Below are 26626 nucleotides of genomic sequence, written 5' to 3'. Positions count from 1 at the left end.
CAAGAAAGTTTATTCGATTATGCAGAGGTTATTTATGCGCCCATTTCACGAATTCGCCACGGCATGCCTTGTGGCAATAGCCGCCGCCAGCCCTCTCGTCGCAGCCGAATGCGGCAATGACGCGGCGGGTTTCAACGCCTGGAAACCTGCATTCGCCGCAGAGGCCGTGGCGGCCGGTGTCGGCCAGAAGGGCCTGGATGCCCTGGCGTCCGCGAAGTACGCCAGCAGCACGATCTCTGCGGACCGCAACCAGAAGTCATTCAAATATTCACTCAGCAAATTTATGCAGGTGCGTGGTGCTGAAACCATCGTGGCACAGGGCCGCAAACGCAAAGCGCGCGACGCGCAGTTTTATAAATCCATCGAAGCCCTTTTCGGGGTGCCTGCTGGTGTGATCATTGCGATCCATGGCATGGAAACGGCCTTTGGTGGCTTCATGGGGGACACATCCGTGGTGTCAGCGATCACGACCCTGACCTACGATTGCCGTCGTTCCGATTTTTTTGCGCCCCACGCGATCGGCGCGTTGAAACTGGTGGATGCTGGCGCAATTACAGGCACCACCAAAGGTGCCAAACACGGCGAACTAGGCCATACCCAATTCCTGCCAGGCAATGCCCTGCGGTTTGGAGTGGATGGCAACGGCGATGGGCGCGTGGACTTCTATAATCAATCGGATGCACTTGCCTCAACCGCGAACTTCCTGCGCCAGAAAGGCTGGCAACCCGGCGTAGGTTATCAGGAAGGGCAAGCAAATTTCAACGTCATCAAGCAATGGAACGCGGCAGGTGTCTATCAAAAGGCGATCGCCCTGATGGCCGCACGCATCGACGGCTGATACGAAAGGGGGCGCGCCAGAATGGTACGCCCCCTTAAATTCCAAATGGTCTTAAATCCTCGCCGAAGGCATCTCACATTTTCTTACGTGTTGCCCATTGCAGTTCAAGCGCAATATAGTCATATTTTCTCCAGGGAGAGGCCCCTGCCGTCCGCATCCAGGTGAAGCCTTCGTTTATCAACACGCCCAATCTCGCGATTATCAGGCAATGCGGACCCCTTTTGAATTTGCGGGAACCGGAGCGTTGACATGGACACCACACTACCCTCGACGGATTTTCTGAAGTCTCAAGCCAAACGTTTACGTGTGGACCTGACGAACCTGGGCTATCCGGTGACACACGCCACGACGCTCGAAATGGTCGCGCACCAGTGGGGCGCGCGCGACTGGAATACCCTTAGCGCCAAAGCCGGCGCGCCAAAGCAAGGCTGGGCCCCGGGCGACCGCGTGTCGGGACGTTACCTGGGCCAACCTTTTCAGGGTGTTGTAAAAGCGGCAAAAACCTCAGGGCATGGCATGTGGTCGATCACCTTGCGCTTTGACGAAGCGGTCGACGTCGTCACATCATCGCTTTTCAGCAACTTTCGGCGACAAGTGAACGCTCTCATTGATGCAAAGTAACCGCCCGGTTGCTACCGCGGGCCTTTGTCCTTGACGCGGGTCGTGATGTCTTGGTCTGACACGAAGTCTTCGAGGAAGTTGTGCCATTCTTGGGGGGAGCGTCTGGCGTCGAGGGTCATTTCACTCAGCTCTTCGATCCCATGATCGGTGACGGCGGTGATCGCCTCGTCCGTTCCCGTATATACACTGACGATGTTGCCGTAGCTGAGGTTGTCATCGTTGCTGACGATCGCCTGCAGCATTTCCGGATCCTCGCCAAGCATGCGGGCGACCTCGGCGAAGGTGTAAAACTGCGTGACGGCAGCCATCAGGCGGCCTTGGCTTGCGGGTTGGCCATCGGTGCCCACTTCCATGGCAGCAATTCGTCGAGCCGGTTGATCTTGTGATCATGGATGCGGTTCAGGATGTCGGCGAGATAGGCCTGCGGGTCGAGGCCGTTGAGCTTTGCGGTCTCGATGATCGTCATGGCGCGCGCCAGGGTTTCCGCGCCGGTGTCGGCCCCCGCGAAGAGCCAATTCTTGCGCCCAATGCCAATCGGGCGAAGGGCGCGCTCGGCCGGATTGTTGTCGATCGCGACGCGGCCATCGGTCAGGAACAAGCTGAAGGCATCCCTGCGGCTCAGTCCATATCTGAAGGCTTTGGCCAGATCGCTCTTGCCCGGAATACGCAGGAGCTGCTGTTCGGACCAGGCGAAGAAGGCCGCGACCTTTGGTTGGCTCAGCCTTTGGCGCGCCGCGTGGCGGACCTCAGCGGGCTGGCCGTTGAGGTCGCGCTCGATGTCGTAGAACTTGCCGATCCGGTCGAGCGCTTCGCGGGCGACCTCGGACTTGGTCGATGCCCAAAAATCGTGGAAGTCGCGCCTCAGATGGGCCCAACAGGCCGCCTCCTGCAAACGGGGCGCGCCATCGGGTTCAGGCTGGTAAAGCTTGGTATAACCCTTGTAACCGTCGGCTTGGAGAATGCCGCGAGCATTGGCCAGATGGCCGAGGACATGCTCTTCCTTCCAGTCCGGTGCGAACCGATAGACAGCACCGGGTGGTGAAGTCCCCGCCCATGGCCGTTGATCGCGAACATAGGCCCAGATGCGCCCTTGTCTGACCCCTTTACCAAGGCCCTTGTTGCGCAAGGAGCGATCCAGCACTCGGATCGGCGTGTCGTCCACTGCCCGGCAGGGTATTGCATAGCAATATCCCGAGAGAGGGCATGCAGCAGATCACTCCCCATGATTTCAGCCTCGATCCGCTCTATCAGCGGCGACAGGGTTTTCATGGCGCGGCCACACCAGCCGACCAATGTGGTCTCAGGAATGTCAGCCCCCATGCGGGCAAATATCTCGTGCTGACGATACAAGGGAAGGTGATCGTCAAATTTCGAGACCAGAACATGCGCCAGCAGGTTTGGACCTGCCATGCTGCCCGGGATCGGACGGCTTGGCGCAGGGTCCTGCACCATCCGCTCGCAGCGGCGGCAGGATTTCTTGATCCGGGCGATCTGGATCACCTTCATCTGGGCGGCGATCATATCGAGGGGTTCGCTGACATCTTCGCCCACCACACGCAAATCGCCGCCGCAGTCGGGGCAGCAGGCACCGGGATCAAGCTCACGGCGCTCCCGCAGGGTCGCATCCGAGACGCGTGGGCGGCGGGCGTAGCGCGGGCACCGAGGGCTACTCCGGCGACGGTTCGTCCTGCCCTTCGTCGATCAGCGCGTCCTAGTCTTCGGCCACGGCGACCAGCAGGTCTTCGAGTGCCAGTTCCAGCTGTTCAATCTCGCGTTCGATCTTTTCCGAGGATTTGCCGAAGGCCAGCTTTTGCAGTTTGGCGATCCGCAAACGCAGGGCCTGAACCAGTTGGTCATGGACGCGCAACGTGGCCGACATCTTGGCGTTTTCCGCCTGCAAAGCGGCGATCATCGCCTTCAATACAGCGGGGTCATCGGGCAGGTTTTCGGCTGGTCTTGACATGCGGTTGACTACCAAGAATCAGGTCTAATCACCATATAAATAACGCAAAATCAGAGGAACAATCACCCCGCACGTGCGGGCGGGGCACCCCAATCCGGACGCCGCCAATCAACCCCCTCCCAAAGCATTGCAAGCTGCGCAGAGTTCAATCGTATCGATCCATCTTGCGAGTTTGGCCAAGGGAAGCGCCCGCGCTCCAAAACCTTATAGTAGAGGCAAAAGCCTTGCCCGTCCCAATACAGCAGCTTCAGCCGGTCACCATGCCGGCCCCGAAAGGCAAACACCGCACCGCTCGCAGGCTTTTGCCGCAGCACATCCTGGGCAAGCGTGGCCAACCCTGCACTTCCCTTCCTAATATCCGTCACGCCGCAGGCCAAATAAACACGAACGCCAGTCCCGGGTCCGATCATGCCGCTTCCACCGCGCGGATCAGGGACGTCAGCGCGGCCAGATCCATTGTGCTGTCAAAATGCAAGCAGCGACCACCCCGAAGCCGCAATTCCATCACGGTCGGTGGCGGCGTTTCGACGCCTGAGAGCTCCGGCACCCCGGTTGCAACCGGAATATCAACAGAAAAAAAGAGCGCCCCAGTATCCGGCGACCACAGACCTTTCTTCTTCAACTCATGGCACCATACGTAGATCTGTTGTCGTGCAATCTCGTGACGCTGCGCCACCTGGGTCACCGTTGCCCCGCCGATACCCGCCGACGTGACAATCTCAAGCTTGTCCTCATCGCACCAGAAACGCCGCCGTTCCACGCCCAGAATTTCGCCACGCATCGCAGACCCCGAATCAGACACGTCGCTAACGACGTCGTTAAACACGTGTCTTAGATCAAAGCCCGATGCTCAGGCAGGCGGTGCCGATGGCGCGGTTACGATGCAAATGGCACATCGCTCCGAAAAACTTCGAACGGGCAACCGCACCTGGTCTTGGATATCCAGTAAAATCAAGAAGTGCTGAACTGCCGTGGAATTCGACCGCTACCACAACCACGCGCACGCCCAAGGCAAGGTTACCAATGACCATTGCCCCCGGACGCGGCAAACGCACCATGAACGCCGTTCAGAATATATCGTTCAGAACGGCGCAAACGGCGTGGGCGCACAAACGGACAGACTCATTGCCAAAAATTGCGGGCACCGTTTTTTGCAAGCGTGCCTTCGGCGAGGATTTTGGGCCATTTGGAATTGCAGGTCAGTGCGACAGAGCTTTATTGAGTTCAGGCAAGAAACGTTGTTCGTAGTCGCTGCCGACCAACGGGCCTGAAAACCGAAAAAGGACGGTGCCTTTACCGTCAACGATAAAGGTTTCAGGCGGTGCCGTCACGCCCCAGTTAATCGAGGCGCGGCCCTGCGGATCAAAGGCGACGCCTTTGAATGGGTTGCCCTCGTCGGTCAGGTATCTGGAAGCAGCGACTGCAGTGTCTTTGAAGTTGACACCCATGATAGCCAACCCGTCTGCCTGCATTTGTAAAAGTTGCGGGTGTTCTGCACGACAGGGGGGACACCAGCTGGCCCAGAAATTGACTATGGTTATGTCACCGCGGGTAAACACGTTATCCGGCACTGGCGCGAAACCGTCTAGTGTCTGCGCGGGCAAGGCCGGGGCCGCCCTGCCAACCGGTGCCGGCGGGGATCCGGCCAGTTCACTTCGGGGCGTTCCCAACGCTGCGAGCACAATGAACCCCGAGAACAGGGCAAGAGGTGCAAGTATCAGCGGTGCGATCCTAGGCATTATTCTCGTGTTCGATTCGTGCAAGTTCAGCCCGGGCCTTGCGCCCTTTGTGCAGGCTGAGCAGTACCAGGCCAACAAGAAGCGCCGTCGAGATTCCGTAGGCAGAAATCACCTCTAACGCGTATTTTCCCAAGTCCGGCATCACAGGTTCCTTTTGCTGCGTGCGATAAGCGCCCGAATTCGGCGCAAGCGAATTTCGGTGCCCGTACGATAGAACACCAGAGCGAGGAAAAGGAGCCCGAAGCCGATCATACTGATCACCAGGGGGTAAAAGAACACATCCGAGACTGTGCGCCCGCCGGTGGCCATGGGTACCGAGGTACCCTGGTGCAGTCCCTGGTTCCAGAATTTCACTGCATATCGCGACAGCACGGCGAACACCGAACCGACGAGGCACAGCACCGAGGTCAGGTCTGCGGCAGTGTCGGGGTCTTCGATCGCCTCCCACAGGGCAATATAGCCGAGATAGAACAGGAACAGGATGAGAAACGATGTCAGGCGCGGGTCCCATGCCCACCAGGTCCCCCACATTGGTTGACCCCAGATTGCACCTGTAATCAGGGCGATCAGCGTCATCGATATGCCAACCGGTGCTGCGGCCTTGGCCGCCAGAGCACTGACATGATGGCGCCGGATCAACCAGATAAGCGAAGCGACAAGCATCATGAACCATGCATTGATCGCCATCAGCGCGGCGGGGACATGCAGGTAGATGATCTTGACCGTAGACCCTTGGCGGTAGTCATCGGGAGTTCCGAAAAACCCCCACCCCAAGCCCACGATAATTCCCAGAGCCGCAGCCCCCCACAAGAATGGTTGCAACCGAGCCGACAGGCTCAAAAATTTCACCGGATTGGCGTATTCCCACAAAGACATGATTGGTTTCTATCGCTCCGCTACGAGGCTCTCAATGGGCAAATGACATTGATCACCGTAAGGTCATTCTTAACACTGCGGCAGAGGCGAACGGCATGAGACCGATGGTAGCAAGGGTGATGCCAGCCAGTAGTGTCAACGGGGTTCCCGCTTCAAGCCCGGTTGCGCCGCGGCGGGCCACCTCTGCCCCGAAGATCAGCGTCGGTACATACAGCGGCAGCACCAGCAAGGACATAAGCAGCCCGCCGCGCTTGATGCCGACGGTCAGGGCCGCGCCGAACGTGCCGATGACAGAAAGGGCCGGTGTGCCCAGGGCAAGTGAGGCAACAAGCCAGACAAACCCACCCGGCGCGAGATTGAGCATCACCCCCAAAACCGGGGAAGCGACCACCAGGGGTAACCCTGTCGTCAGCCAATGCGACAGCGCCTTGATGCTGAGCGCGGCTTCCAGCGGGAAGGGGGCGGTTGCCAGCAGATCCAGCGTACCGTCTTCGAAATCAAGTGCCAACAGGCGGTCAAGCGATAACAAGCAGGCAAGCAGTGCGCCCAGCCACAGCACACCGGGGGCTATGATGGTTAACAAATCGGATTGCGGCCCAACCGAGAACGGCACCAGAACCGTAACGATCAGAAAGAACGCAAGCCCGAGGCCAAAGCCTCCGCCGGCCCGCAGCGCCAACAGAAGATCGCGACGCAGCAAGGCGATCATAGAAATGCCTCGTCACTGGCACCGATACGAAGGTCCACGGCAGAACGGTACTGCGCAAGGTCTAGGCTCCCGGCGTCAAGCCCAAGGTCGATATGCGTGGCGATCAACGCCGAACCGTTGGCTGCAAGATGGTCGGTAACAGCAGCGGCAAAAAGCGCGACGGCGTCGGTATCGAGCGACACGGTGGGTTCGTCCAACACCCAGATCGGACGTCCGGTTACCATCAGGCGTGCCAGCCCCAGACGCCTTTTTTGGCCCGCAGACAGGGTACCTGCCAGCCGATCCTGGAGAGGTTGAAGCTGATACGCAGCAATCGCAGGTTCAATATCGTTCTGGCCAAAGACCTGTGCCCAAAAATCCAGATTTTCCCGCACGCTCAGCATCGCCTTGAGTCCGTCGGCATGGCCGGCATAAGCAATGGTTTCGTGGGCACCGGCAATATGCCCGGACAACGGTGGCTGCAACCCCGCAATGGTGCGCAGAAGGGTGGTTTTACCAGCGCCGTTCGGTCCGCGCAGGATCAACGCCGCGCCCGCCGCAACCTCGAACGACACGCCGCTTATCACAGATCGGCCGCCTCGCGCTACGGCCAGGTCAGTCACAGTTAATGCCACGCTAGACAGGTATCATTGCAAGAGCGATACGGCGACCCTCGCTCAGCAGCACATTGTAGGTACGCGCAGCGGCAGGCGACGACATGACATCGACACCGATCCCCGCCTCTTCCAGTGCACTGCGCATCTCGGCCGGGATATGAGCGGTGTCGGCACCGGTACCGATGAACAGGATGTCGATTTTGGCGGCCAGTGCCAACAAAGGGTCAAGATCATCAAACCCGCCCCAGGCTGTGGTGCCCGCCGTTCCTGCCAGAACGGGACCGTGAAATACCTTGCCGCCAATGCGGAAAAAGCCTGGTCCGTACCCTTCGACGGGCTTTGCGTCTGAATACACGACCTCGTTCAAGCGCATGTTGTCATCCTCTCCACAGTGGCAAGCCTATAATAGCTGAAGCGGCGATGACAATATAGGCCACGTTGCGGAAAAGCTTTTCGGCGTTCGGATCGAAAAGCCAGGCACCGATGATGTTTGCCGCGATACTGGGTATGCCCATAAGCAATCCTAGCGCCAGCGCTGGCCAGACCAGCATGTCGCTGATCCAGAGCATCCCGAACAGCAAAATGTCGATGCCCATGAGATACAGCATAAAGTTTGCCCTGATGACGGCAATCGGCAACTTGCTGGCCATATAGAGCATGATGACCGGCGGCCCCGCTATCCCGGCGAAACCGGTCATGAAGCCCCCCAACGCTCCTGTACCGATCATCAGAGAGGTGCTGAGCCGCCCGTGATAGCGCCAGCCGGACAGCAGCAATGTGACCAGGATCAGCACCACGGTCGAAACGACCCAGCCGAAAGGTTCGGGTGATATGTGCGACAGGAAATACAGGCCTAACGGCAACGCGACCAGCACACCCAACATCAACAGCACGATGTCGCGACGGGTGCCCTGTCGCAAGGCACCCGGAATATTCGGCAGCGGGCCCAACAGCTCGGAGGCTGCCAGAAAAATCACCGCCTCGACCGGGCTGAGGATGCTGGCCGCAACCGGCATCAAAATCATCGCACTGCCAAAGCCCGCAAAGCCACGAACCAGCCCCGCTATGATCACTGTCGCGAATAGCCAGACCAGATCAATTGGCGATCCGGCAGCCGCCAATATATCAGGCATCGATGTTTGCGTATTGACCTGTATTGTTGTCTTTCTTGGACCAGTCTCGCTTGACCCCCAGGAAAAGCACGATGTTCTTGGCCACATAGACCGAGGAATATGTCCCGACGATGACGCCCCAGGTGATCGCAAAGACAAAACCGCGAATCACATCACCGCCCAGAAACAGGAGCGCGAGCAGAGCCAGCAGCGTCGTGCCGGATGTCATCAAGGTACGGCTCAGGGTCTCGTTGACGCTGAGGTTCATGATTTCGCGCAAGTCTCGCTTTTTATATTTCCGCAAGTTTTCGCGCAGGCGGTCGAAGATCACCACCGTGTCGTTGATCGAATACCCGATGATCGTCAGGATCGCGGCAATAACCGGTAGGTCAAAGCGGATCTGCAACACCGAAAAAATACCGATGGTCAATATGACATCATGAAACAGCGCCGCGACCGCGCCCAAGGAAAACTGCCATTCAAAACGCAGCCAGATATAGATCAGGATCGCACCCAACGAAGCGGCCACCGCCAGAAACGCGGTCTGGATCAATTCGCCCGAAACTTTAGGCCCCACTGATTCAACCGACGTAAAGACAATGTTCGGCGCTACGGTTTTCAACGCACCTTCCACTTGGCTGATCATTTCAGGCGTCGCGGCTTCTTCGCCTTCCTGTGCCTGTATACGGACCATGGCGACATGCTTTTTACTGTTGCTGGCCGGGTCGTATACTTCGGAAATCGAGATGTCGCCTAGCTGAAGCGGGGCCAGAGCGGTCCGGTAAGCGGCCACATCGACGGGGGCATCGCTTTGGGTGCGCAACGTCGTGCCGCCCCGGAAATCGATGCCATAGTTCAATCCCATGGTGAACCAGACAACCAAGGCGAGCAACACCGCTACCATTGAGGCACCAAACGTGAGTTTGGCATGCTTGAAGAAGTCGATATTCGTATCGTCGGGGATCAGTCTCAGGCGCATGACGTGAGGTTCCTATACCGTAATTGTCTTTGGGCGGCGGCGTTCAAACCAAAAGACCACCATCAGACGTGTGACGAAATATGCCGTAAAGACCGACGTGACGATGCCCAGCCCAAGCGTGACCGCAAAGCCGCGTACCGGGCCGGAACCCAGCACGAACAAAATGATGGCGATGATAAAGGTTGTGATGTTGGCATCAAGAATGGCGCTCAGGGCGCGTTCATAGCCCAGGCTGATCGCGCGCGCCGGCCCTTTTGCGGTCTTGAGCTCTTCGCGGATGCGTTCAAAGATCAGAACGTTTGCGTCAACCGCCATACCGACCGTCAGCACGATCCCTGCGATACCTGGCAAGGTCAGCGTGGCCCCGATCAGGCTCAGCAGGCCAAAAATCATGCCGACGTTGATGATCAGCGCGATATTGGCAAAGAAGCCGAACAGCCCATAGCTGGCCCACATGAAGAACAACACGGCGATAAACGCGACGCTGGTTGCGATCTTTCCCGCGTCGATACTGTCTTGACCCAGTTCCGGTCCGATCGTGCGTTCTTCGACAAAGGTCAGACCGGCAGGCAAGGCCCCCGCACGGAGCAACACTGCAAGATTGGTTGATTCCTCGACGGTAAAGTTACCGGTAATGATGCCGGAACCGCCCGGTATCGCACTTTGAATTGTCGGGGCGCTGATGACCTTGTTGTCCAACACGATGGCAAACGGTGCCCCGATGTTTTCTGCCGTATACGTCCCGAACTTGCGCGCGCCCGTGGTGTCGAAACGGAAGCTGACCGCCGGACGACCGTTTTGGTCAAAGCTGGGCTGTGCATCGACCAGTTCCTCGCCGGTGACCACCGGTGCGGTTTCGATGACATAGAATGTCCCCGGAGATTCGGCATCGGGCAGCAGCGAATTCCCAAGTCCAGGTGCGGCATTTTCATCTGCCCCCCGATTGACCACAGGGTTGAACGTCAATTGTGCGGTGGTCCCGATGATCGCCTTCAGTTCGGCAGCCGAACCGATGCCGGGCACCTGGATCAGAATCCGGTCCGAACCCTGACGCTGGATGGTCGGTTCGCGCGTGCCCACCTCGTCGATACGGCGGCGGATAATCTCGAGCGATTGTTGCATCGTCCGTTCATCGGTCGCTTGTTTTTCGGCGTCCGACAGGGTGATGGTGATAATGTCACCCGAGCCGGTTACCACGATATCGTTTTGGCCCGCACCCGTAATCGTCTGAACAGGACGTGCCAAAGCACGCGCCGCTTCCAGCGCTGGTGCCATCTGAGCAGCGTCGCCGATCCGAACGCGCAATTCGCCCTCGGGGGCCTCTACCCGGCGCACCGGTGTGATCGACCGCAAGCTGTCGCGCACCTCGGGCCAGGTGGCCTCCATGCGGCTGGCATAAACATCAGCGACCTTTACCTCGGCAAGCAGGTGTGCACCGCCGCGCAGATCCAGCCCCAGATTGACCAGCTGTGACGGCATCCAGTTGGGCCACAGTGCCCTTTGCGCTTCCAGCTCGGGGGTGGAGCCCGCCACGTCGATCGCCTTAACGGCGTCATTGTGTTGCTCTACGGGGCCGTAAAATGCGTTGGGCAGTGCCAGCCACAGGCCAACGGCGCAAGTGAGGATGATCAACACCCGTTTCCACAGATCAATCTGAAGCATGGTACTGCCTTTTTTAGACGTGGCCGCGAAGGGCGCTTACTTGGCCGGTTCGGTCTTGGAAACAACGGTTGCGATGGTCGATTGCACGACGCGCACCTTGACGTTGTCGGCCAGTTCGACTTCCAGCTCGCCGTCGTCCTTCACCTTGACGACTTTACCAATCAGCCCACCTGCCGTGATAACCTGATCGCCACGGCGCAGACCGTCGACCATCGCCTTGTGCTCTTTCACCTTCTTCTGCTGTGGACGGATGAGCAGAAAATACATGATCGCGAAGATCAAAATCAGGGGCACGAATTGCTGAATGCCTTGCATGGAGGTCGTCCTTTTGATGGGGGTGCATGCCGCAGTCGGCCTGCCGTCGAAGTTTGGCGGAACCTATGGTCAGACGCAGAGCTTTGCAAGGAGCCTTCGGGTGCTATTTGGCCGCAGTCCGTTCTTGCCTGCGGTGTGCGGCGCAGTCAGCCCCCATCCCACACGCCACCATCACCGGCAAAAAGCCTGCAAATGATGAAAAACCGTGCCTGAACGCAATAATCATGCGCTACGCCACATCTAGCCCCCTGCGCGACAATCGGGCATAACGCCGCAAACGCAAATCGCGCGACTCGGAAGCCAGAAGGAACAGCCCCATGCACGACATCAAAGCCATCCGCGAAAACCCCGATGCTTTTGACGCCGCATTGGCGCGGCGCGGGGATGCGTCTGTGACGGCTGGGGTATTGGCGCTGGACGAAGCGCGGCGCGCCAAGATTTCGGCGGCCGAAACGGCGCAGGCCGAGCAGAACAAGGCGTCGAAACTGGTCGGCGCAGCCAAGGCCAAGGGCGACGAGGCCGAATTCGAACGGCTGCGCACCTTGGTCAGCGACAAGAAAGCCGAAGTCACCGCCATGCAGGCAGAGGCCAAGGATCTGGACGCGCAGCTGAATGACATGCTTGCCCGGATTCCCAATTTGCCTGCCGACGATGTTCCGGATGGCGCTGATGAAAATGACAACCTCGAGGTAAACCGCTGGGGCGATGTGCCCAGCTTTGATTTCATCCCGAAAGAGCATTTTGAGATCGCCAGTGTCACACCCTCGATGGATTTCGAGACCGCGGCCAAGACCTCCGGTGCGCGGTTCGTCATGCTGAAAGGCGCTGTCGCACGGGTGCACCGTGCGTTGGCACAGTTCATGATCGACACGCATGCGGATCATAATGCGCTGACCGAATATATGACGCCGGTGCTGGTGCGCGATGATGCGATGTACGGCACCGACAAACTGCCGAAATTCGGCGAGGACAGCTATCAGACCACAAATGGCTGGTGGTTGATCCCGACTTCAGAGGTTACGTTGACCTATTCGGTAGCCGGTGACGTTCTGGAAGAGGCCGCCCTGCCCCGCCGCATGACCGCCCATACCCTGTGCTTCCGTTCCGAGGCGGGCAGCGCGGGCCGCGACACCTCGGGCATGCTTCGACAGCACCAGTTCGAGAAGGTCGAGATGGTGTCGATTACCCACCCCGATCAATCGGACGACGAACAAAAGCGCATGTTGCGCTGTGCGGAGGATTTGCTGGAACGGCTGAACATACCCTATCGCACCGTGCTGCTGTGTACCGGTGATATGGGGTTCGGTGCCCGCCGTACCTATGACATCGAAGCGTGGCTACCCGGTCAGAACGCCTATCGCGAGATCAGCTCGGTCTCGACCACGGGGGATTTCCAGGCGCGACGCATGAATGCACGCTTCAAACCCGCCGACGGGGGCAAACCTCAGTTTGTCCATACCCTGAACGGGTCGGGGCTCGCCGTCGGGCGATGCTTGATTGCAGTTCTGGAAAATGGCCAGCAGGCTGACGGTTCGGTGAAGCTGCCCGAGGTCCTGGCCCCCTATCTTGGCGGCAAAACTACGTTGGATATAGACGGCAATCTGCGCTGATTGATACCGATCTTGGTCGGGCTATCTATCGCGCAGAGTGATTTCCACGCAAGGTAGCCCCATGTCCCGTTCCTTCATTGCCCTGTTGACCTTTTTGCTGGCAATCGGTTTTGCCGCATCGCCGCTTTTCGTGTCTGGCTTTAACGGTTTTTCGCCCGACCAATTCCCTATCCCCCAGGATAACCCACCGGTCCAGCCCGCGGGATACGCGTTTTCGATCTGGGGGCTGATTTATCTGTGGCTGATCGTCGGTTTGGCCTGGGGCCTTTGGAAGCGGCGCGAGGACTATATCTGGCACGATATGCGCCTGCCGCTCAGTATCTCACTGTTTATCGGGTGTTTCTGGCTGGCGGTAGCCGTCGCTAGCCCGGTTTGGGCGGCGATACTGATTTGGGCAATGCTGATATCGGCGCTTTATGCGCTGTTTCGTTCCCCGCGCGATGATCGCGGTTTTGCAGCGCTTCCGGTAGGCTTGTACGCGGGCTGGCTAAGCGCTGCGTCCTGCGTTGCATTGGGCCTGTTGGCCGCTGGCTATGGCTGGATGAGCGCGAACACCGCCGGGCTGGTGTTCGTCGGTCTGGCCATCGTGATCGCTGCCGGCGTGCAATCAACCCTGCGACGCGCACCGACCTACGGGATTGCGGTAATATGGGCGCTGGTCGCCGTGATCGTGCAAAACGTCAACGCGTCGCCCACGGTGGCAGCGCTCGCTGCGGGCGGAGCAATTGCGCTGATCCTGCCGACCTACCGTGCTTGGCGGCGGGTTTAATCCGTAAAAAAAACCGGAGCTGTCGAGGGCTCCGGCTTTGGGTTTATGAGAGTTATATCAGCGCTCTAACGATCCTTGCGGTGACCGTCGGTATGCTTACGCAGTTTTGACGGCTTGGCCTTTTTGCGGCCCTTATAGGGGTTGGCATCAGATTGCCCGCGCATCCAAAGCCGGATCGGCGTGCCGGGCATATCAAAATCGATCCGCAAGCCGTTGACCAGATAGCGGTTATAGCTTTCCGGCACCTTATCTGGATGGCTGCACATCACGACAAACCCCGGAGGCCGCGTCTTTGCCTGGGTCATGTAGCGCAGTTTGATGCGTTTGCCTTGTGGGGCGGGTGGCGGATGCGCCTCCATCATCCCGGCCAGCCAACGGTTCAACTGCGCGGTGGTGATCCTGCGGTTCCACACATCATAGGCGCGCATGATCGCCTGGTGCAAACGGTCCAGCCCCCTGCCGGTCTTGGCAGAGACCGTCACCAAAGGCGCCCCTTTCAGCTGCGGCAACAACCTTTCAAAGCTTTCGCGCAGGTCTTTCAGCTTGCCTTGCTTGTCTGTCTCAAGATCCCACTTGTTGACCGCGACCACCACAGCACGGCCCTCGCGTTCGGCCAGGTCGGCAATGCGCAAATCCTGCTGTTCAAACGGAATCTCGGCATCCAGCAACACAACAACGACTTCGGCGAACTTTACCGCCCGCAAGCCGTCACTGACGCTGAGTTTTTCCAGCTTTTCCTGAATTTTCGCTTTTTTGCGCATACCGGCGGTGTCAAAGATCCGCATCGGTACGTCATCCCAAACAGTACGCAGGGAAATCGCGTCGCGGGTGATGCCAGCTTCGGGGCCGGTCAGCAGACGGTCCTCTCCCATGATCTGATTGATCAGCGTCGATTTACCCGCGTTAGGCCGACCGACAACAGCCACTTGCAGCGGCTTGGCATTGGTTGGGACCGGCACCGGCGCGTCTTCGTCCCCCAGTTCGGCTTCTTGCTCGGTCAGATCCACATCTGTGTCAGGTTGATCAGTTTGGGCACGCTCGGCGAATCCGTCGGCGATCGGCATGAGTTGCAAATAAAGATCGTTCAGCCCTTCGCCGTGTTCCGCGGACAGGCGGATCGGCTCTCCCAGACCGAGGTTATAAGCCTCGATCACTCCGGCATCCGCAGCTTTGCCTTCGGCTTTGTTCGCCGCAAGAATAACATGCGCAGATTTTTTGCGCAGAATGTCGGCAAAGACCAGATCAGAGGGGGTCACCCCCACGCGTGCATCGATCATGAACAGACAGATGTCTGCCATATCCACCGCGCGTTCGGTCAGACGGCGCATCCGGCCCTGAAGGCTGTCATCCGTCACTTCTTCCAGCCCTGCGGTGTCAATAACGGTGAAACGCAGATCCGCCAGCCGCGCAGCGCCTTCGCGCAGGTCGCGTGTCACACCGGGCTGATCATCAACCAAAGCCAGCTTTTTGCCGACAAGGCGGTTGAATAACGTGGACTTACCGACGTTGGGACGCCCCACAATGGCGAGGGTGAAAGACATGGAATGGCTCCGAAGACAAGGTCAAGCCTGCGCTCTAGCCTATTTGGCGGTCAACGGAAAGCGTGCAATTGCCCCTTGGACGATACAACATAAAGCACACCACCGGCCACAACAGGTGACGAGGATGCCCCGCCCGGAATATCGGCGCTTGCCACCATCGCCCCGTTGGTGGGGTCAAAACTGCGCAACTTGCCGTCGTTCGATGCGACGATCACCCTGCCCCCGGCGACAATTGGCCCGTAATTCGCAAAGACTTCCGACCGGCGTTTAGGCTTCTCCTTGACAAAGTTCGGCAACGGCGTGCCCCAGATACGAATGCCGGTCGACGCGTCCAGCCTCACCAGTTCGTTCAGGTCTGTCACCGCAAAAATACTGTCGCCAGCCGGCCACACCGGGCCGATGGCACCTTCGCGCGCGGTCCAAATCCGCTCACCACCGCCGAGCGTCAACGCCGCCAGTCGGCCCGAATGGTTGCCCACATAAACGGTATCACCGGAAATTACCGGACTGCCGGTAATATCGGAAATATTCGCAACAGCCCGCCCGGGGCGTTTGCCCACGACGGATGTGCTCCACCGGTCCATGCCGCCCTGACGGAACAAGCCCTGCACTTCGCCCGAACCAAAAGCCATTACCGCAATCTGCGCGCTTATGGCGGGTGCCGGGCCACCAAGCACATTGGTCATGCTGGTGCTGGAGCCGGTTTGCCACTTGATGCGACCGTCGGACTTGTTGAGCGCCCAGCCTGTGTCATCACCGCCGGTAAAGTAAACCATGTCCTCGTACACGGCAGGCGCGCCCGTTCCGCTGGCGTCAAGGTCCTGCGTCCACCTCGTACCGCCGCTTTCCATATCGAGTGCGGTAACGGTGCCGAACCCCAATGACACATACAAAGTATTTCCGTCCGCAGCCAGACCGCCGCCCGACGCTTCACCCGCGCTATCCATTTCCGGGGTCAGGTCGCGGGCCCACAATGTGGCACCGGAGGCAGAGGTTGCCGTCACCTGTGCACTGGAATCGATGGTGAATATACGCCCGCCCACTACCACGGGGGATGCTGTTATACGCTGTTTCCGGCTGTCGCCGCTTCCGATGTTCGCGCTCCAGGCCAACCGCGGCGTGGCGCTCAAAGCGGGGTTTGCGATACGGGTGCTCGGGGTGCCGTTGCTTTGGGCCCAGTTGGTGTTTGCTGTGGCCGCTGGCAGCGAGATGCCGCGCACCGTGTTTGCCGGAACAGGAAGATCGGCTTGCGCCACAAACCCGTCATCCCCCCGCAATACCGAGCGTACGTCGAAGCGTTCGCCGGGTAAGATTGCCTCGGGCTCGGCACACGCGGACAGCAACAACGCGCCAGCGACGGCTGAAACTACCAACGCAGAACGTCCCGGAACGGATCTGGTTACGAAGGTGCTGTGAAGTTTGGTCATGGCGCTGCTCACTTCTGCTCTTAACTCGTGTTTTTGATCACATCGGACGATCGATTTCAGTTGCCGCCAACGCCTGCTGATGGAGAGAGCTCTGGCGACATCACCGCAGCGGCGGAACCCAAGTCAGGCTCGCCTCCCAAAGCAACAATCACCTGAAGGGCACGCTGTTGCAAGTCCGAGGTGACCTCGGCATCCTGCAATATCTCCTGGTAGCGATCAATCGCCGCCTGGGGCTGGTTTTCTTCGATGTCAATCAATGCCAGTTGTTCCTGCGCCAGCAATCGCAAAGGACTGGCCGACTGTATCAATGCCTCAAGCGCGAGCCGCCGATCCGCGGCCGGGGTGTCGGCCCCTTGCAGGGTCAGCGCCTTGAACTGGGCGATTTCGCGATAGATTGCCGGCACATCGCCGTTCGCGCCCAGACTGTTGAGCGTGTCGATGGCGGCTGTCTTATCCCCGGCCTCGGACTGCTCGGCGGCTTTCAAGAATGCCAGCATCGCGACCGAACGCGGGTTGTCTGTTTTCACCGCCGCCAGAGCTTCGACACGCCCGCCCGCATCGCTTCCCGCCAATGCCGCGAATATCGCGTCACCAAGCGCTTGGGCGCGAGTGCGGTTCTGGGCTTTTTGATACTCATTCCAAGCAGCGCCCCCGACCAGCAAGACAACCGCCAGTATGGCGATCCAGCCATAGCGTTTGAGCAACAGATAAAATCTGTCCCGGCGAACCTCGTCATTTACTTCGTCGATGAAACTGTCTGTATCGCTCATATCTTAATGGTCCCGCCCTTTTTCAACGCCTCTCTTACCCTGCGCCTGCGGGCCTGCCAAGGGCTAGGCTGCATCGCACCCAGCCACCGCGGGGGCAACAGGGCCGCAGATCACTGATTTTTTCAAAACTGAACTATGCAGTTCAGTTAATTTCACTTACATAGCCCCCAACATACTCTCCTGGAAGTGGTCTGACGGGCCGCACCTACAATTTGCCGAGGCTCAGAATGCGCATTTTTCCAATCCTGGCGGCGATTGCCGTGTCTGCATTTATGTACATGGCGATATTTGAGCGCGAAGCGCTGTTGAATTCACTGGGGTTCAACGGTGCCGCGCCTCCGTCGGAAGACACCGCCAGCCTGTCACACGTTGCCGATCAGTCGCTCGTCAAGGTTGTGGTGCAGCGCAGCCAGGCCAAACAGCTCGATTCGGCAATTGTCGTGCGCGGCCAGACCGCGGCGGCGCGTCAGGTTGCCGTTCAGGCCGAAACCTCGGCCATCGTCATATCGCCGCCATTGCGCAAGGGTGCGCGGGTCGCCGAGGGTGAAACCCTGTGTAAACTGGATCTGGGCACGCGGGATGCGCAGCAGAAAGAAGCCGTGGCCCGCCACGCCGAAGCCGAATCGCGTGTCCCCGAGGCGGAAGCGCGTGTTGAGGAAGCCCAGGCGCGTCTTGATGAAACACTGATCAAGCTGAACGCCGCGGAAAAGCTCGGTGAAGGTGGGTTTTCTTCGCAAACCACCCTGGCCAGCGCCGAGGCTGCCGTCGCGGCGGCACGCGCCAACCTGAGCTCGGCCCAAGCCGGATTGAGCGCGGCCAGATCCGGCATCCAATCAGCGGATGCCGCCGTGGCGATGGCCAACGCCGAAATTGACCGCTTGACCCTCAAGGCTCCGTTCGCCGGGCTGCTGGAAAGCGACACCGCGGAACTGGGTAGCCTGCTGCAAAAAGGGTCCATTTGCGCCCAGGTAATCCAGCTTGACCTGATCAAGCTTGTGGGCTTTGTCCCCGAAACCGAAGTTGATCACGTCAGCCTTGGCGCACCGGCGCGGGCGCGACTTGCGACAGGAGATCGGCAATTGCAGGGGAAAGTGTCTTTCATTTCCCGGGCCTCCGACCCGTCCACGCGCACTTTCCGTATCGAAATCGACGTTCAGAATACCGATCTAAGCATCCGCGACGGCCAGACCGCCGAAATCGTCATTGCCTCCGAAGGCGTAGACGCACACCTTCTGCCCCAGTCTGCCCTGACCCTGAATGATGAGGGAGCCTTGGGCGTACGATTGATCGACGACGCCGATGTGGTCAATTTTGCACCGGTCGAATTGATTCGCGACACAGCCGAGGGCGTTTGGGTCAAAGGGCTTCCCCAAGAGGCCAATGTCATCGTGCTGGGTCAGGAATACGTCACCGCAGGCGTCACCGTGATACCGACCTACCGTGAGGCCATACAATGAGCGGGATCGTCGATTGGGCGGCAGGGCGTGCCCGAATGGTCATGGCTTTTATCCTGCTGAGTCTCGTGGTGGGGGGATACGCCTATTCGACCTTGCCCAAGGAAGGTGAACCTGACATCGAAATTCCCGCACTGTTTGTATCGGTGCAATTCCCCGGCATCTCTGCTGCCGACAGTGAAACCCTGTTGGTCAAACCGATGGAAACAGAACTGTCCGATCTGGACGGGCTGAAAACCATGACAGGGACTGCGGCAGAAAACTATGCGGGGATCGCGCTGGAGTTCGAATTCGGCTGGGACAAGACCAAGATCATGGCCGACGTCCGCGATGCCATGAGCACAGCAGAGGCGAAGTTTCCGGACGGATACGAAAAATATTCGATCAACGAGATCAACTTTTCCGAATTTCCCATCATCATCGTCAATCTGACCGGACCGGTGCCTGAACGTACGATGGCCCGCGTCGCCCGCGACCTGCAAGACGCTCTCGAGGGCATCGACGCGGTTCTAGAAGCCGGGCTGGCGGGAAACCGTGATGAAATGCTTGAGGTGGTGATCGATCCGCTCAGGCTTGAGGCGTATGACGTCACCGCCGGCGAATTGATCAATGTCGTGCAAAACAATAACCAATTGATTGCCGCGGGCGAGGTGCAGTCCGCGCAGGGCAGTTTTTCCGTAAAAATTCCGTCGTCGTTTTCGGATCCCCGGGATGTCTATAATCTGCCGGTCAAAACCAACGGTGACCGCGTGGTCACATTGGGCGATCTGGCAGCGATCAATCTGACCTTCGAAGACCGCGCCGGCACCGCCCGTTTCAACGGGCAGAAAACCCTTGCGCTGCAAGTGGTCAAACGCAAGGGATACAACCTGATCGACACCTCGGCGCAGGTCAAGCAGGTCGTGGCTGATCAAAGCGCCTCGTGGCCTGACGAATTGAAAGCGGCGGTGACCCTCGGCACATCGAATGACCAAAGCCGCATCGTAGACAGCATGGTACAGCAATTGCTGGGATCCGTGTTCACGGCAATCGCATTGGTGATGATCGTCGTGTTGGCCGCGCTCGGCATTCGCGCGGCGCTATTGGTGGGCTTCGCTATCCCCACATCGTTTCTTCTGTGCTTCGCGTTTCTGGCGCTTATGGGTATCTCGATCTCGAACATCGTCATGTTCGGGCTGATCCTGGCGGTCGGCATGTTGGTGGACGGCGCAATCGTCGTGGTCGAATACGCCGATGCGCGGCAGCAACAAGGCGAAGGTCCGATGGCCGCCTATGTCGAAGCCGCCAAACGCATGTTCTGGCCGATCATATCATCGACAGCGACCACGCTTTGCGCGTTTTTACCGATGCTGTTCTGGCCCGGTGTGCCTGGCGAATTTATGGGAATGTTGCCTGTCACACTGATATTCGTGCTATCGGCGTCGTTGGTCGTCGCGTTGATTTATCTGCCTGTCATGGGTGGGGTAACCGGACGGTTGGAACGCTGGATGGCCGGCAATATGGAAGCGATTGCCAAGTTGCCGTTATATATGCACCTGCTGCTTTTCCCCATAGTGCTGGCGATGGTTGCATTGCCGGTATTGTTGATGCAACCGCTGTTCGCGGTGATCTCAACGCAGTTCGCTTCGATGGACGGGTTGGATATTCTCGGGTCGGTTATCCCGGTATTTGCGCTGATCTTCGCAAGCATCGCGGCCCTGTGCGCTTTGCTCGCGATCGCCGTGTCGGGCGTGATGTTGGGGCTTATCAGCTTTTTCGCATTGTTCACGCGCATGGGGCGCGGCGGGCGCTGGCTGACATCGCGGCTTTTCCGCAAAGAACCTAACGTGATCCACGCCGGTTATCGCCGGTCTGGCTTTGGGCGGCTGATCGAATTCATCACCGGCAATCCGGTCATGCCATTGGTTGTGACGGGCGTGGTATTCATTTTTGTCGGCACCACGCTGATCTTCTTCAGCAACAACAGCAAGGGCGTCGAATTCTTTGTCGAAAGCGAACCGGAACAGGCGATCGTGTATGTTCTGGCCCGAGGCAACCTGTCGTTGACCGAAAAGGACAACATCATGCAGCAAGCCGAAAAGATCGTGCTGGCCCATCCCGGGGTCGCCACGGCCTTTGCCTTTGCGGGCGAAGGGGGGCTGGACAGCAATACCGGGGGCGCTCAGGCCCCCAACGACAGCATCGGTCAAATTCAGCTAGAGACAATCCCATGGGAAGACCGCGCCCTGCGTCCGGAACTTGACGGCGATATCGTCATCGCGGAACTGACAGAACAGCTTAGCGCCATCCCCGGCATCAAGATCGAGATACTCGCCCAGTCCCGTGGTCCCGCATCCGGCAAGGCCGTGCATCTGCGGCTGAAGGCCGACAGCTTTACCGATCTGGTTGATGCGACGGCTCTTGTCCGTAACGAGTTCGCCATGACACCCGGCTTGACATTGATCGAAGACACGCGCCCCCTGCCCGGTATCGACTGGCAAATCGACGTGGACGTTGCGAAAGCCGGACAGTTCGGTGCCGACGTGCTAACCGTCGGTGCGATGGTTCAGCTTGTCACCCGGGGGTTGCTGCTTGACAAGATGCGGGTCGACAGTTCGGACGAAGAGATCGAGATCAGGGTACGCCTGCCTGAAAAGGATCGCGTTCTAAGCACCTTGGACACGCTGAAGGTGCGAACAGTCGATGGCTTGGTGCCACTGTCAAATTTCATCACGCGCACGCCGGTACCAAAGTTGGCCGAAATCAACCGCATCGACCAAAAGCGCCATATGGACATCAAGGCGGATGTTTTCCCCGGTCTGGTGAAACTGGTCAAGACTGACAAGGTTGGCGGCAAAGATGTGGATTTGACGTTGGCCACGATGCGCCCCGCTGCAGACGATGCCGATTTCACGGCTCACGATGGCAAGACCTACAAGATCACGGATCGCACTACCGCAGCGCGTGGGCTGGATCTTCAGCAACAGTTTTCGGACGGCAGGGTGCGCATGGTCCCGATCAACGCCAATGAACGGATCGCTGAAATCACCAAGTGGCTCGAAACCAACCCCCTGCCTGACCGCGTCAGCTATGAATGGACCGGCGATCAAGAGGATCAGGCCGAAAGCCAGGCATTCCTGAGCTCGGCCTTTACGGCGGCATTGGGGCTGATGTTCATCATTCTTCTGGCCCAGTTCAACAGCATCTATAATTCGATCCTGGTGCTGCTGGCAGTCGTGCTTTCGACCACCGGGGTGCTGATCGGCATGCTGGTGATGGATCAGACCTTTTCCATCATCATGACCGGCACTGGTATCGTCGCCTTGGCAGGGATTGTGGTTAACAACAACATCATCCTGATCGACACCTATCAGGAATTCAGCCAGTACATGCCGCGTATCGAAGCAATCATCCGCACTGCACAAGCTCGTATCCGTCCGGTGCTGCTGACCACAATCACGACGATGGCGGGGCTTGCACCCATGATGTTCGGGCTTAGCCTGGATTTTGCGAATGGGGGCTATACGATTGACAGCCCGACGGCGCTTTGGTGGAAACAACTGGCGACGGCGGTTGTGTTCGGGCTTGGCATCGCAACTGTGCTGACATTGATGGTGACGCCTTCGTTGCTGGCGATCAGGGTATGGGCGACCACATACGCCCGCTGGTCTGCACGGCTGCTTGCCAAGATGTCGCTGGGCCGGGCCAGCAAGGCGGCCCAAGACTGGGCGCTGCAAAAGGACGCGCGGCGGCTCAAGTCGGGCCTGATCATCTGGGACGATCAAGTCAACGACGACAACTGGACCTCGCAGAAACCCGCAGAGTAACCCCCCGGGTCCACCGTGCTGGCTGCGGTCTCGGCTACCCGTCACCCGGGTAGGTTCAGACCCGGCCGCGCGGGTGGCGCGCGCCCCCTCCGGATAAATACCTCGCATTCATCGGTCAGCACTCTACGTCTGAGTCAGCGACACTTAACATGAACAAGGAGAAACATGATGTTTCGAGGTATACTTTTTTCACTTGCGGCAATGACCATGGCAGTACCTGCCCTTGCTGCGGAGTTGATCACCAAAACCAGCCCCTATTCAGTGCACGAAACCGTGGACCGGTTGGAAGCCGCTGTAACTGAGGCGGGGGCGACTGTCTTCGCCCGCGTGGACCACGCAGAAGGTGCCAAGAAAGTTGATATGGAGCTTCGCCCGACGATGCTGCTTATCTTCGGCAACCCAAAGCTGGGCACCCCTGCGATGCAGGATGCACAAACCGCCGGGCTTGATCTGCCCCTGCGCGTGCTGACCTATTCGGATGCCTCGGGCGATGTGCACGTGACCTATCGCGATCCCGTGGCTTTGTCAGAAGATCATGGCATAGCGGCTGATGCGGACTATCTTTCCAAGATGGCCGGCGCATTGGACAAGCTGACATCGAAGGCCATCGCCAAAGACTAAGGCCATTTCAACCCTGCGCAGCGCCGTCAGTCCGTTTCAGATTGCTGGCGCTGCCACAGCTGTGCATAACGGCCATTGCGAGCCAAAAGATCATCGTGGGTTCCCTGTTCGACCACGCTGCCTTGCTCCAGCACAACGATCCTGTCTGCTTCCGCAACTGTCGAAAGACGGTGCGCAATCGTCAGGACTGTACGACCTTTGCCAGCCTGCCGCAAAGCATCCTGAATCTCGTATTCGGTTTCGCTGTCCAGTGCGCTGGTTGCTTCGTCCAGCAGCAAGATCGGAGGATTTTTCAGCAGCGTTCTGGCGATGCCCACGCGCTGTTTCTCGCCACCCGAAAGCTTCAGGCCCCGCTCGCCTACCGCCGTGTCATAGCCCATGGGCAAACGTTGGATAAAGTCGTGTATCTGCGCGGCTTTTGCGGCAGATTCGATTTCAGCCTGTGTCGCACCGTCGCGGCCATATCCGATATTATATCCGATGGTGTCATTGAACAGTACCGTATCTTGGGGAACGACACCGATCGCGCGGTGCAGGCTTTCCTGTGTCACATCGCGTACATCCTGCCCATCAATGCGCAATGCACCTGCCTGCACATCGTAGAACCGGAACAACAACCGACCGATGGTAGATTTCCCGGAGCCGGTCGAGCCGACAATCGCAACCATCTCTCCCGGGGCCGCTTCGATGGACACGCCCTTGAGGATCTCGCGGTCGGGATCGTAGCCAAAACGCACGTCGTCAAGGGTCACTCGCCCGCCGGTAACTTGCAGTTCCGGTGCCGCGGGTTTGTCGGTGATTTCGGCCGGTTGATCCAGCAAGGTGAACATCTGCCCCATGTCCACCAGCGCCTGCCGAATTTCGCGGTAAACTGTGCCGAGAAAATTCAACGGTACGGTGATCTGCACCATGTAAGCATTGACCATGACGAAATCCCCGACAGTCAATTCACCTTTCTGCACACCAATCGCCGCCATCACCATAACCCCCACCAACCCGCAGGTAATGAGCAATGACTGACCAAAATTCAGAAATGCGAGCGAATAATTGGTCTTGATCGCAGCTTCTTCGTACCCCGCCATCGCATGGTCATAACGCCCGGCCTCGCGGTTTTCCGCGACGAAATACTTGACCGTTTCATAGTTCAGCAGACTGTCGATGGCTTTTTGGTTCGCATCGGTGTCTTGGTCGTTCATCTGGCGGCGCAGCCTGACCCGCCATTCGGTCACAGCGAAGGTGAACCAGACGTAAAGCGCAATCGTGACGGCCACCACCAGCAGGTACCACGCATCGAACAAGATCGTCAGGATCACGCCGATCATCAACAGTTCCAGCACCAGCGGGCCGATCGAAAGCAGCAAGAAACGCAGCAAGAAGTCAACGCCCTTGACGCCACGTTCGATAATCCGGCTTAGACCACCGGTTTTGCGCGTGATGTGATAGCGCATCGACAGCTTGTGAATATGCTGAAAAGTCTCAAGCGCCAGCATCCGCAAGGCACGTTGCCCAACCCGCGCGAAAACCGCATCGCGCAATTGTTGAAAGCCCACATTCATCGCGCGTGCGACACCGTAAGCTACGGTAAGCCCAACTGCACCGAGCGCCAGGAACGGCACGCCTTCGTTCGCCAGCGCATCAACCGCATCTTTGTAGAGAAGGGGAATAACAATGGAAATCAGCTTGGACACCACCAGGAAGATCATTGCCCAGACCACCCGCCTTTTCACCCACGGCATATCCTTGGGCCAAAGATACGGCGCTACTTTCTTGAGAACCAGAAGGTTGGACTGACGTTCGGCAGCGTTGGCAATCTCTTCTTCGGTCAATGGGATTTGCGCGGCGTTTTTAGGTGCCGTGGTGGCGCGAGTTCTATCGGCTGACATAATGATCCTGAAATGCTTGGGTCACTACATATGCCGGGCGAACGGATGTTGCCAGTGCTGTCGGACGATTTGAAGGCGCGTGCGCCCGCGTCGCATCAGTCGGGAAGGTCGAAAACCTGGCCAGGATAGATCAAATCAGGATCGCGGATCGAATCCCGGTTTGCCTCGAACACCCTGACGTAAAGAAACGGGTCGCCATAGCGTTCCCTTGCGATCGCCCAAAGTGTGGCCCCTTCTTGAACGGTGATCGCGCTTATCGGTCCATTATGGCTTGCCGACGCGCGTTCCAGTGTTGCCGCGGATTCACGTTTAAACGGGGTCTCTACCCGGCTGATCACCTTTCCCGCCCCATCCAGTTCGTCAACACGCAGCGTGTATATGCCGGTATCGATGTCCTTGAGGTCACCGCGCCACCGCCCCTCCGGGTCCACTGCCAACGCAACCACCGGGCTGTTGTTCAGGTAAACGCGCACCGATTTGCCCAACGACTGTGCCCTTCCTCCCAAACGGACTTCGCCGGTCTCGGAATATGAAATGGTATCAAGCGCGATACGGTCCGTAACCTCTGGGGCCGATCCAGGCAAAAGCTCTACGCCGTCTGGGGTCGATTTCAAAACTGCCACTCGCGGCGGAGCCTCTGCAACCGGTGTTTCGGGTGCGGCTGACGGAACGGTCGTCGCGGCCGTCATGGTCGCCGGGACTTCCGGCGCGTCGGGGGTCTGCGGTGCGCGTACCGGACCTAGCGTAGACGGTTGACTGACCGAGGGCGCTGCGTCCGATGGCGCGTTTTCCGTCACTTTGTCTGGAACCGTCGGCGAACTGGGGGCGGTGATCTCACCGGGCAAACCGGCTACGACGCTGTTCTCTATCGCCGCGGCGGCGGGCATTGAAGGAGTGAGCGGCGCAAGGATAATCTCTTCATCGGACACCGTCGTCGTCGCATCCAACTGCGCGGCCAAGCTCAGAACCTGCCCCGTCCCGTCCGGAGGCAAGATCGCCAGCGTTGCAAATTTTCCTGCACTATCCGCGGTAGCAGTCGCAATTTCCGCGCCGTTGCTCATGACCCGAACATTGCTGCCCGGGCTGGCGCGACCTGCGATTACCGTCACCCCATCCACCTCTCGACGGACCTCGTCAAAGCTTGGGCTATTTGGCGACGCCATGATTTCCGGAGTATCGGCTGCCTTTGGGGCAGAAAGTGCGGGCGCGGCGCGCGCCGCCTGAGCGTCATCGACCGCCGCAGCCGTCAGCGGTCTGGAGGTCATCTTTGTATCTGATATGATGGTCTGAGGGGTTACGCGCGCCGTGACGTGCGAGGGAGCCGTCCAATATAGC

26 protein-coding genes and 1 pseudogene are annotated in these 26626 nt (G+C 58.7%); 7 read left to right on the top strand and 20 right to left on the bottom strand.

Annotation, left to right across the window (positions count from 1 at the left end; translation table 11 throughout):
* Positions 1 to 34 precede the first annotated feature (34 nt).
* Positions 35 to 838, top strand: a complete 804-nt coding sequence (locus AC13DE_RS06460; protein ID WP_483047406.1) for a lytic murein transglycosylase — start codon at positions 35 to 37, stop codon at positions 836 to 838.
* Between the two features lie 249 nt (positions 839 to 1087).
* Positions 1088 to 1459, top strand: a complete 372-nt coding sequence (locus tag AC13DE_RS06455; RefSeq protein WP_483047405.1) for a glyoxalase superfamily protein — start codon at positions 1088 to 1090, stop codon at positions 1457 to 1459.
* Between the two features lie 11 nt (positions 1460 to 1470).
* Here AC13DE_RS06455 and AC13DE_RS06450 read toward each other — a convergent pair whose 3' ends face one another.
* From AC13DE_RS06450 to yajC, 15 genes and pseudogenes are all read right to left on the bottom strand, one after another.
* The gene (locus AC13DE_RS06450; RefSeq protein WP_483047404.1) at positions 1471 to 1767 is read right to left on the bottom strand and encodes a hypothetical protein; all 297 of its coding nucleotides are present in this window, start codon (positions 1765 to 1767) and stop codon (positions 1471 to 1473) included.
* A pseudogene (gene tnpC, locus AC13DE_RS06445) lies at positions 1767 to 3422 on the bottom strand (IS66 family transposase). The gene AC13DE_RS06450 and the pseudogene tnpC overlap by 1 nt, the downstream one beginning before the upstream one ends.
* Before the next feature lie 62 nt (positions 3423 to 3484).
* A complete protein-coding gene (gene tnpB / locus AC13DE_RS06440; RefSeq protein WP_483047403.1) occupies positions 3485 to 3832 on the bottom strand; it encodes an IS66 family insertion sequence element accessory protein TnpB in 348 nt (115 codons plus the stop codon).
* Positions 3829 to 4203, bottom strand: a complete 375-nt coding sequence (locus AC13DE_RS06435; protein WP_483047402.1) for a transposase — start codon at positions 4201 to 4203, stop codon at positions 3829 to 3831. Before AC13DE_RS06435 ends, tnpB begins: the two co-directional genes overlap by 4 nt.
* Positions 4204 to 4258: 55 nt before the next feature.
* Positions 4259 to 4480, bottom strand: coding sequence for a hypothetical protein (locus tag AC13DE_RS06430; RefSeq protein WP_483047401.1), 222 nt, complete (start codon positions 4478 to 4480; stop codon positions 4259 to 4261).
* A 141-nt stretch (positions 4481 to 4621) separates the two neighbouring features.
* Entirely contained in the window at positions 4622 to 5161 is a 540-nt protein-coding gene (locus tag AC13DE_RS06425; RefSeq protein ID WP_483047400.1) for a DsbE family thiol:disulfide interchange protein, read from the bottom strand.
* Positions 5154 to 5303 (bottom strand): heme exporter protein CcmD, encoded by a 150-nt coding sequence (gene ccmD / locus AC13DE_RS06420; protein WP_446297546.1) that lies wholly within the window; start codon positions 5301 to 5303, stop codon positions 5154 to 5156. Before ccmD ends, AC13DE_RS06425 begins: the two co-directional genes overlap by 8 nt.
* Positions 5303 to 6037, bottom strand: coding sequence for a heme ABC transporter permease (locus AC13DE_RS06415; protein ID WP_483047399.1), 735 nt, complete (start codon positions 6035 to 6037; stop codon positions 5303 to 5305). Before AC13DE_RS06415 ends, ccmD begins: the two co-directional genes overlap by 1 nt.
* A gap of 52 nt (positions 6038 to 6089) precedes the next feature.
* Entirely contained in the window at positions 6090 to 6746 is a 657-nt protein-coding gene (gene ccmB, locus AC13DE_RS06410) for a heme exporter protein CcmB (protein ID WP_483047398.1), read from the bottom strand.
* Positions 6743 to 7360, bottom strand: a complete 618-nt coding sequence (gene ccmA, locus AC13DE_RS06405; RefSeq protein ID WP_483047397.1) for a heme ABC exporter ATP-binding protein CcmA — start codon at positions 7358 to 7360, stop codon at positions 6743 to 6745. The genes ccmB and ccmA overlap by 4 nt, the downstream gene beginning before the upstream one ends.
* A gap of 1 nt (position 7361) precedes the next feature.
* Positions 7362 to 7715 (bottom strand): Mth938-like domain-containing protein, encoded by a 354-nt coding sequence (locus tag AC13DE_RS06400; RefSeq protein ID WP_446313505.1) that lies wholly within the window; start codon positions 7713 to 7715, stop codon positions 7362 to 7364.
* A gap of 4 nt (positions 7716 to 7719) precedes the next feature.
* Positions 7720 to 8475: a sulfite exporter TauE/SafE family protein gene (locus tag AC13DE_RS06395; RefSeq protein WP_446297541.1), complete on the bottom strand. Its 756-nt coding sequence runs from the start codon at positions 8473 to 8475 to the stop codon at positions 7720 to 7722.
* On the bottom strand, positions 8468 to 9433 hold the full coding sequence (gene secF / locus AC13DE_RS06390) for a protein translocase subunit SecF (protein ID WP_446297540.1): 966 nt from the start codon (positions 9431 to 9433) through the stop codon (positions 8468 to 8470). Before secF ends, AC13DE_RS06395 begins: the two co-directional genes overlap by 8 nt.
* Positions 9434 to 9445: 12 nt before the next feature.
* Positions 9446 to 11095 (bottom strand): protein translocase subunit SecD, encoded by a 1650-nt coding sequence (gene secD, locus AC13DE_RS06385; protein ID WP_483047396.1) that lies wholly within the window; start codon positions 11093 to 11095, stop codon positions 9446 to 9448.
* A 36-nt stretch (positions 11096 to 11131) separates the two neighbouring features.
* Positions 11132 to 11410, bottom strand: a complete 279-nt coding sequence (yajC, locus tag AC13DE_RS06380) for a preprotein translocase subunit YajC (RefSeq protein ID WP_446297538.1) — start codon at positions 11408 to 11410, stop codon at positions 11132 to 11134.
* A 317-nt stretch (positions 11411 to 11727) separates the two neighbouring features.
* Here yajC and serS point away from each other — a divergent pair, with 317 nt between their 5' ends.
* Together serS and AC13DE_RS06370 are read left to right on the top strand one after the other, a co-directional pair.
* Complete coding sequence (serS, locus tag AC13DE_RS06375) at positions 11728 to 13020, top strand: serine--tRNA ligase (protein ID WP_483047395.1); 1293 nt, start codon at positions 11728 to 11730, stop codon at positions 13018 to 13020.
* A gap of 61 nt (positions 13021 to 13081) precedes the next feature.
* Complete coding sequence (locus AC13DE_RS06370) at positions 13082 to 13789, top strand: hypothetical protein (RefSeq protein ID WP_483047394.1); 708 nt, start codon at positions 13082 to 13084, stop codon at positions 13787 to 13789.
* A gap of 65 nt (positions 13790 to 13854) precedes the next feature.
* Here the strand turns inward: AC13DE_RS06370 and der are convergent, their stop codons facing one another.
* The 3 genes from der to AC13DE_RS06355 are packed head-to-tail and all read right to left on the bottom strand — an operon-like array spanning position 13855 to position 17527.
* Positions 13855 to 15330: a ribosome biogenesis GTPase Der gene (gene der, locus AC13DE_RS06365; RefSeq protein WP_446297535.1), complete on the bottom strand. Its 1476-nt coding sequence runs from the start codon at positions 15328 to 15330 to the stop codon at positions 13855 to 13857.
* Positions 15331 to 15380: 50 nt separating this feature from the next.
* A complete protein-coding gene (locus AC13DE_RS06360; protein WP_483047393.1) occupies positions 15381 to 16757 on the bottom strand; it encodes a PQQ-binding-like beta-propeller repeat protein in 1377 nt (458 codons plus the stop codon).
* A 56-nt stretch (positions 16758 to 16813) separates the two neighbouring features.
* Positions 16814 to 17527, bottom strand: coding sequence for a hypothetical protein (locus AC13DE_RS06355; RefSeq protein WP_483047392.1), 714 nt, complete (start codon positions 17525 to 17527; stop codon positions 16814 to 16816).
* 227 nt (positions 17528 to 17754) lie between these two features.
* Here AC13DE_RS06355 and AC13DE_RS06350 point away from each other — a divergent pair, with 227 nt between their 5' ends.
* From AC13DE_RS06350 to AC13DE_RS06340, 3 genes are all read left to right on the top strand, one after another.
* The gene (locus AC13DE_RS06350; RefSeq protein ID WP_483047391.1) at positions 17755 to 18984 is read left to right on the top strand and encodes an efflux RND transporter periplasmic adaptor subunit; all 1230 of its coding nucleotides are present in this window, start codon (positions 17755 to 17757) and stop codon (positions 18982 to 18984) included.
* Positions 18981 to 22787, top strand: coding sequence for an efflux RND transporter permease subunit (locus AC13DE_RS06345; protein ID WP_483047390.1), 3807 nt, complete (start codon positions 18981 to 18983; stop codon positions 22785 to 22787). The genes AC13DE_RS06350 and AC13DE_RS06345 overlap by 4 nt, the downstream gene beginning before the upstream one ends.
* A 165-nt stretch (positions 22788 to 22952) precedes the next feature.
* Complete coding sequence (locus AC13DE_RS06340) at positions 22953 to 23408, top strand: DUF302 domain-containing protein (protein WP_446313512.1); 456 nt, start codon at positions 22953 to 22955, stop codon at positions 23406 to 23408.
* A gap of 26 nt (positions 23409 to 23434) precedes the next feature.
* Here the strand turns inward: AC13DE_RS06340 and AC13DE_RS06335 are convergent, their stop codons facing one another.
* Both AC13DE_RS06335 and AC13DE_RS06330 read right to left on the bottom strand, forming a co-directional pair.
* Positions 23435 to 25291: an ABCB family ABC transporter ATP-binding protein/permease gene (locus AC13DE_RS06335; RefSeq protein WP_446313513.1), complete on the bottom strand. Its 1857-nt coding sequence runs from the start codon at positions 25289 to 25291 to the stop codon at positions 23435 to 23437.
* Positions 25292 to 25386: 95 nt separating this feature from the next.
* Positions 25387 to 26556, bottom strand: coding sequence for an Ig-like domain-containing protein (locus AC13DE_RS06330; RefSeq protein ID WP_483047389.1), 1170 nt, complete (start codon positions 26554 to 26556; stop codon positions 25387 to 25389).
* Between the last annotated feature and the right edge of the window lie 70 nt (positions 26557 to 26626).

The organism is Sulfitobacter sp. L-8 (assembly GCF_056859255.1).
The sequence above is the reverse complement of the archived record's forward strand: the minus strand, read 5'-3'. Positions and strand labels throughout refer to the sequence as shown.

Coding starts and splice junctions, on each gene's coding strand:
- AC13DE_RS06455 (WP_483047405.1), top strand. CDS start 1,088: ATGGACACCACACTACCCTCGACGGATTTTCTGAAGTCTCAAGCCAAA.
- secD (WP_483047396.1), bottom strand. CDS start 11,095: ATGCTTCAGATTGATCTGTGGAAACGGGTGTTGATCATCCTCACTTGC.
- serS (WP_483047395.1), top strand. CDS start 11,728: ATGCACGACATCAAAGCCATCCGCGAAAACCCCGATGCTTTTGACGCC.
- ccmD (WP_446297546.1), bottom strand. CDS start 5,303: ATGCCGGACTTGGGAAAATACGCGTTAGAGGTGATTTCTGCCTACGGA.
- AC13DE_RS06460 (WP_483047406.1), top strand. CDS start 35: ATGCGCCCATTTCACGAATTCGCCACGGCATGCCTTGTGGCAATAGCC.
- secF (WP_446297540.1), bottom strand. CDS start 9,433: ATGCGCCTGAGACTGATCCCCGACGATACGAATATCGACTTCTTCAAG.
- AC13DE_RS06425 (WP_483047400.1), bottom strand. CDS start 5,161: ATGCCTAGGATCGCACCGCTGATACTTGCACCTCTTGCCCTGTTCTCG.
- der (WP_446297535.1), bottom strand. CDS start 15,330: ATGTCTTTCACCCTCGCCATTGTGGGGCGTCCCAACGTCGGTAAGTCC.
- AC13DE_RS06340 (WP_446313512.1), top strand. CDS start 22,953: ATGATGTTTCGAGGTATACTTTTTTCACTTGCGGCAATGACCATGGCA.
- AC13DE_RS06415 (WP_483047399.1), bottom strand. CDS start 6,037: ATGTCTTTGTGGGAATACGCCAATCCGGTGAAATTTTTGAGCCTGTCG.
- AC13DE_RS06330 (WP_483047389.1), bottom strand. CDS start 26,556: ATGACCTCCAGACCGCTGACGGCTGCGGCGGTCGATGACGCTCAGGCG.
- AC13DE_RS06370 (WP_483047394.1), top strand. CDS start 13,082: ATGTCCCGTTCCTTCATTGCCCTGTTGACCTTTTTGCTGGCAATCGGT.
- yajC (WP_446297538.1), bottom strand. CDS start 11,410: ATGCAAGGCATTCAGCAATTCGTGCCCCTGATTTTGATCTTCGCGATC.
- AC13DE_RS06345 (WP_483047390.1), top strand. CDS start 18,981: ATGAGCGGGATCGTCGATTGGGCGGCAGGGCGTGCCCGAATGGTCATG.
- AC13DE_RS06350 (WP_483047391.1), top strand. CDS start 17,755: ATGCGCATTTTTCCAATCCTGGCGGCGATTGCCGTGTCTGCATTTATG.
- ccmB (WP_483047398.1), bottom strand. CDS start 6,746: ATGATCGCCTTGCTGCGTCGCGATCTTCTGTTGGCGCTGCGGGCCGGC.
- AC13DE_RS06335 (WP_446313513.1), bottom strand. CDS start 25,291: ATGTCAGCCGATAGAACTCGCGCCACCACGGCACCTAAAAACGCCGCG.
- AC13DE_RS06430 (WP_483047401.1), bottom strand. CDS start 4,480: ATGGTGCGTTTGCCGCGTCCGGGGGCAATGGTCATTGGTAACCTTGCC.
- AC13DE_RS06450 (WP_483047404.1), bottom strand. CDS start 1,767: ATGGCTGCCGTCACGCAGTTTTACACCTTCGCCGAGGTCGCCCGCATG.
- AC13DE_RS06360 (WP_483047393.1), bottom strand. CDS start 16,757: ATGACCAAACTTCACAGCACCTTCGTAACCAGATCCGTTCCGGGACGT.
- AC13DE_RS06400 (WP_446313505.1), bottom strand. CDS start 7,715: ATGCGCTTGAACGAGGTCGTGTATTCAGACGCAAAGCCCGTCGAAGGG.
- AC13DE_RS06355 (WP_483047392.1), bottom strand. CDS start 17,527: ATGAGCGATACAGACAGTTTCATCGACGAAGTAAATGACGAGGTTCGC.
- tnpB (WP_483047403.1), bottom strand. CDS start 3,832: ATGATCGGACCCGGGACTGGCGTTCGTGTTTATTTGGCCTGCGGCGTG.
- AC13DE_RS06435 (WP_483047402.1), bottom strand. CDS start 4,203: ATGCGTGGCGAAATTCTGGGCGTGGAACGGCGGCGTTTCTGGTGCGAT.
- AC13DE_RS06395 (WP_446297541.1), bottom strand. CDS start 8,475: ATGCCTGATATATTGGCGGCTGCCGGATCGCCAATTGATCTGGTCTGG.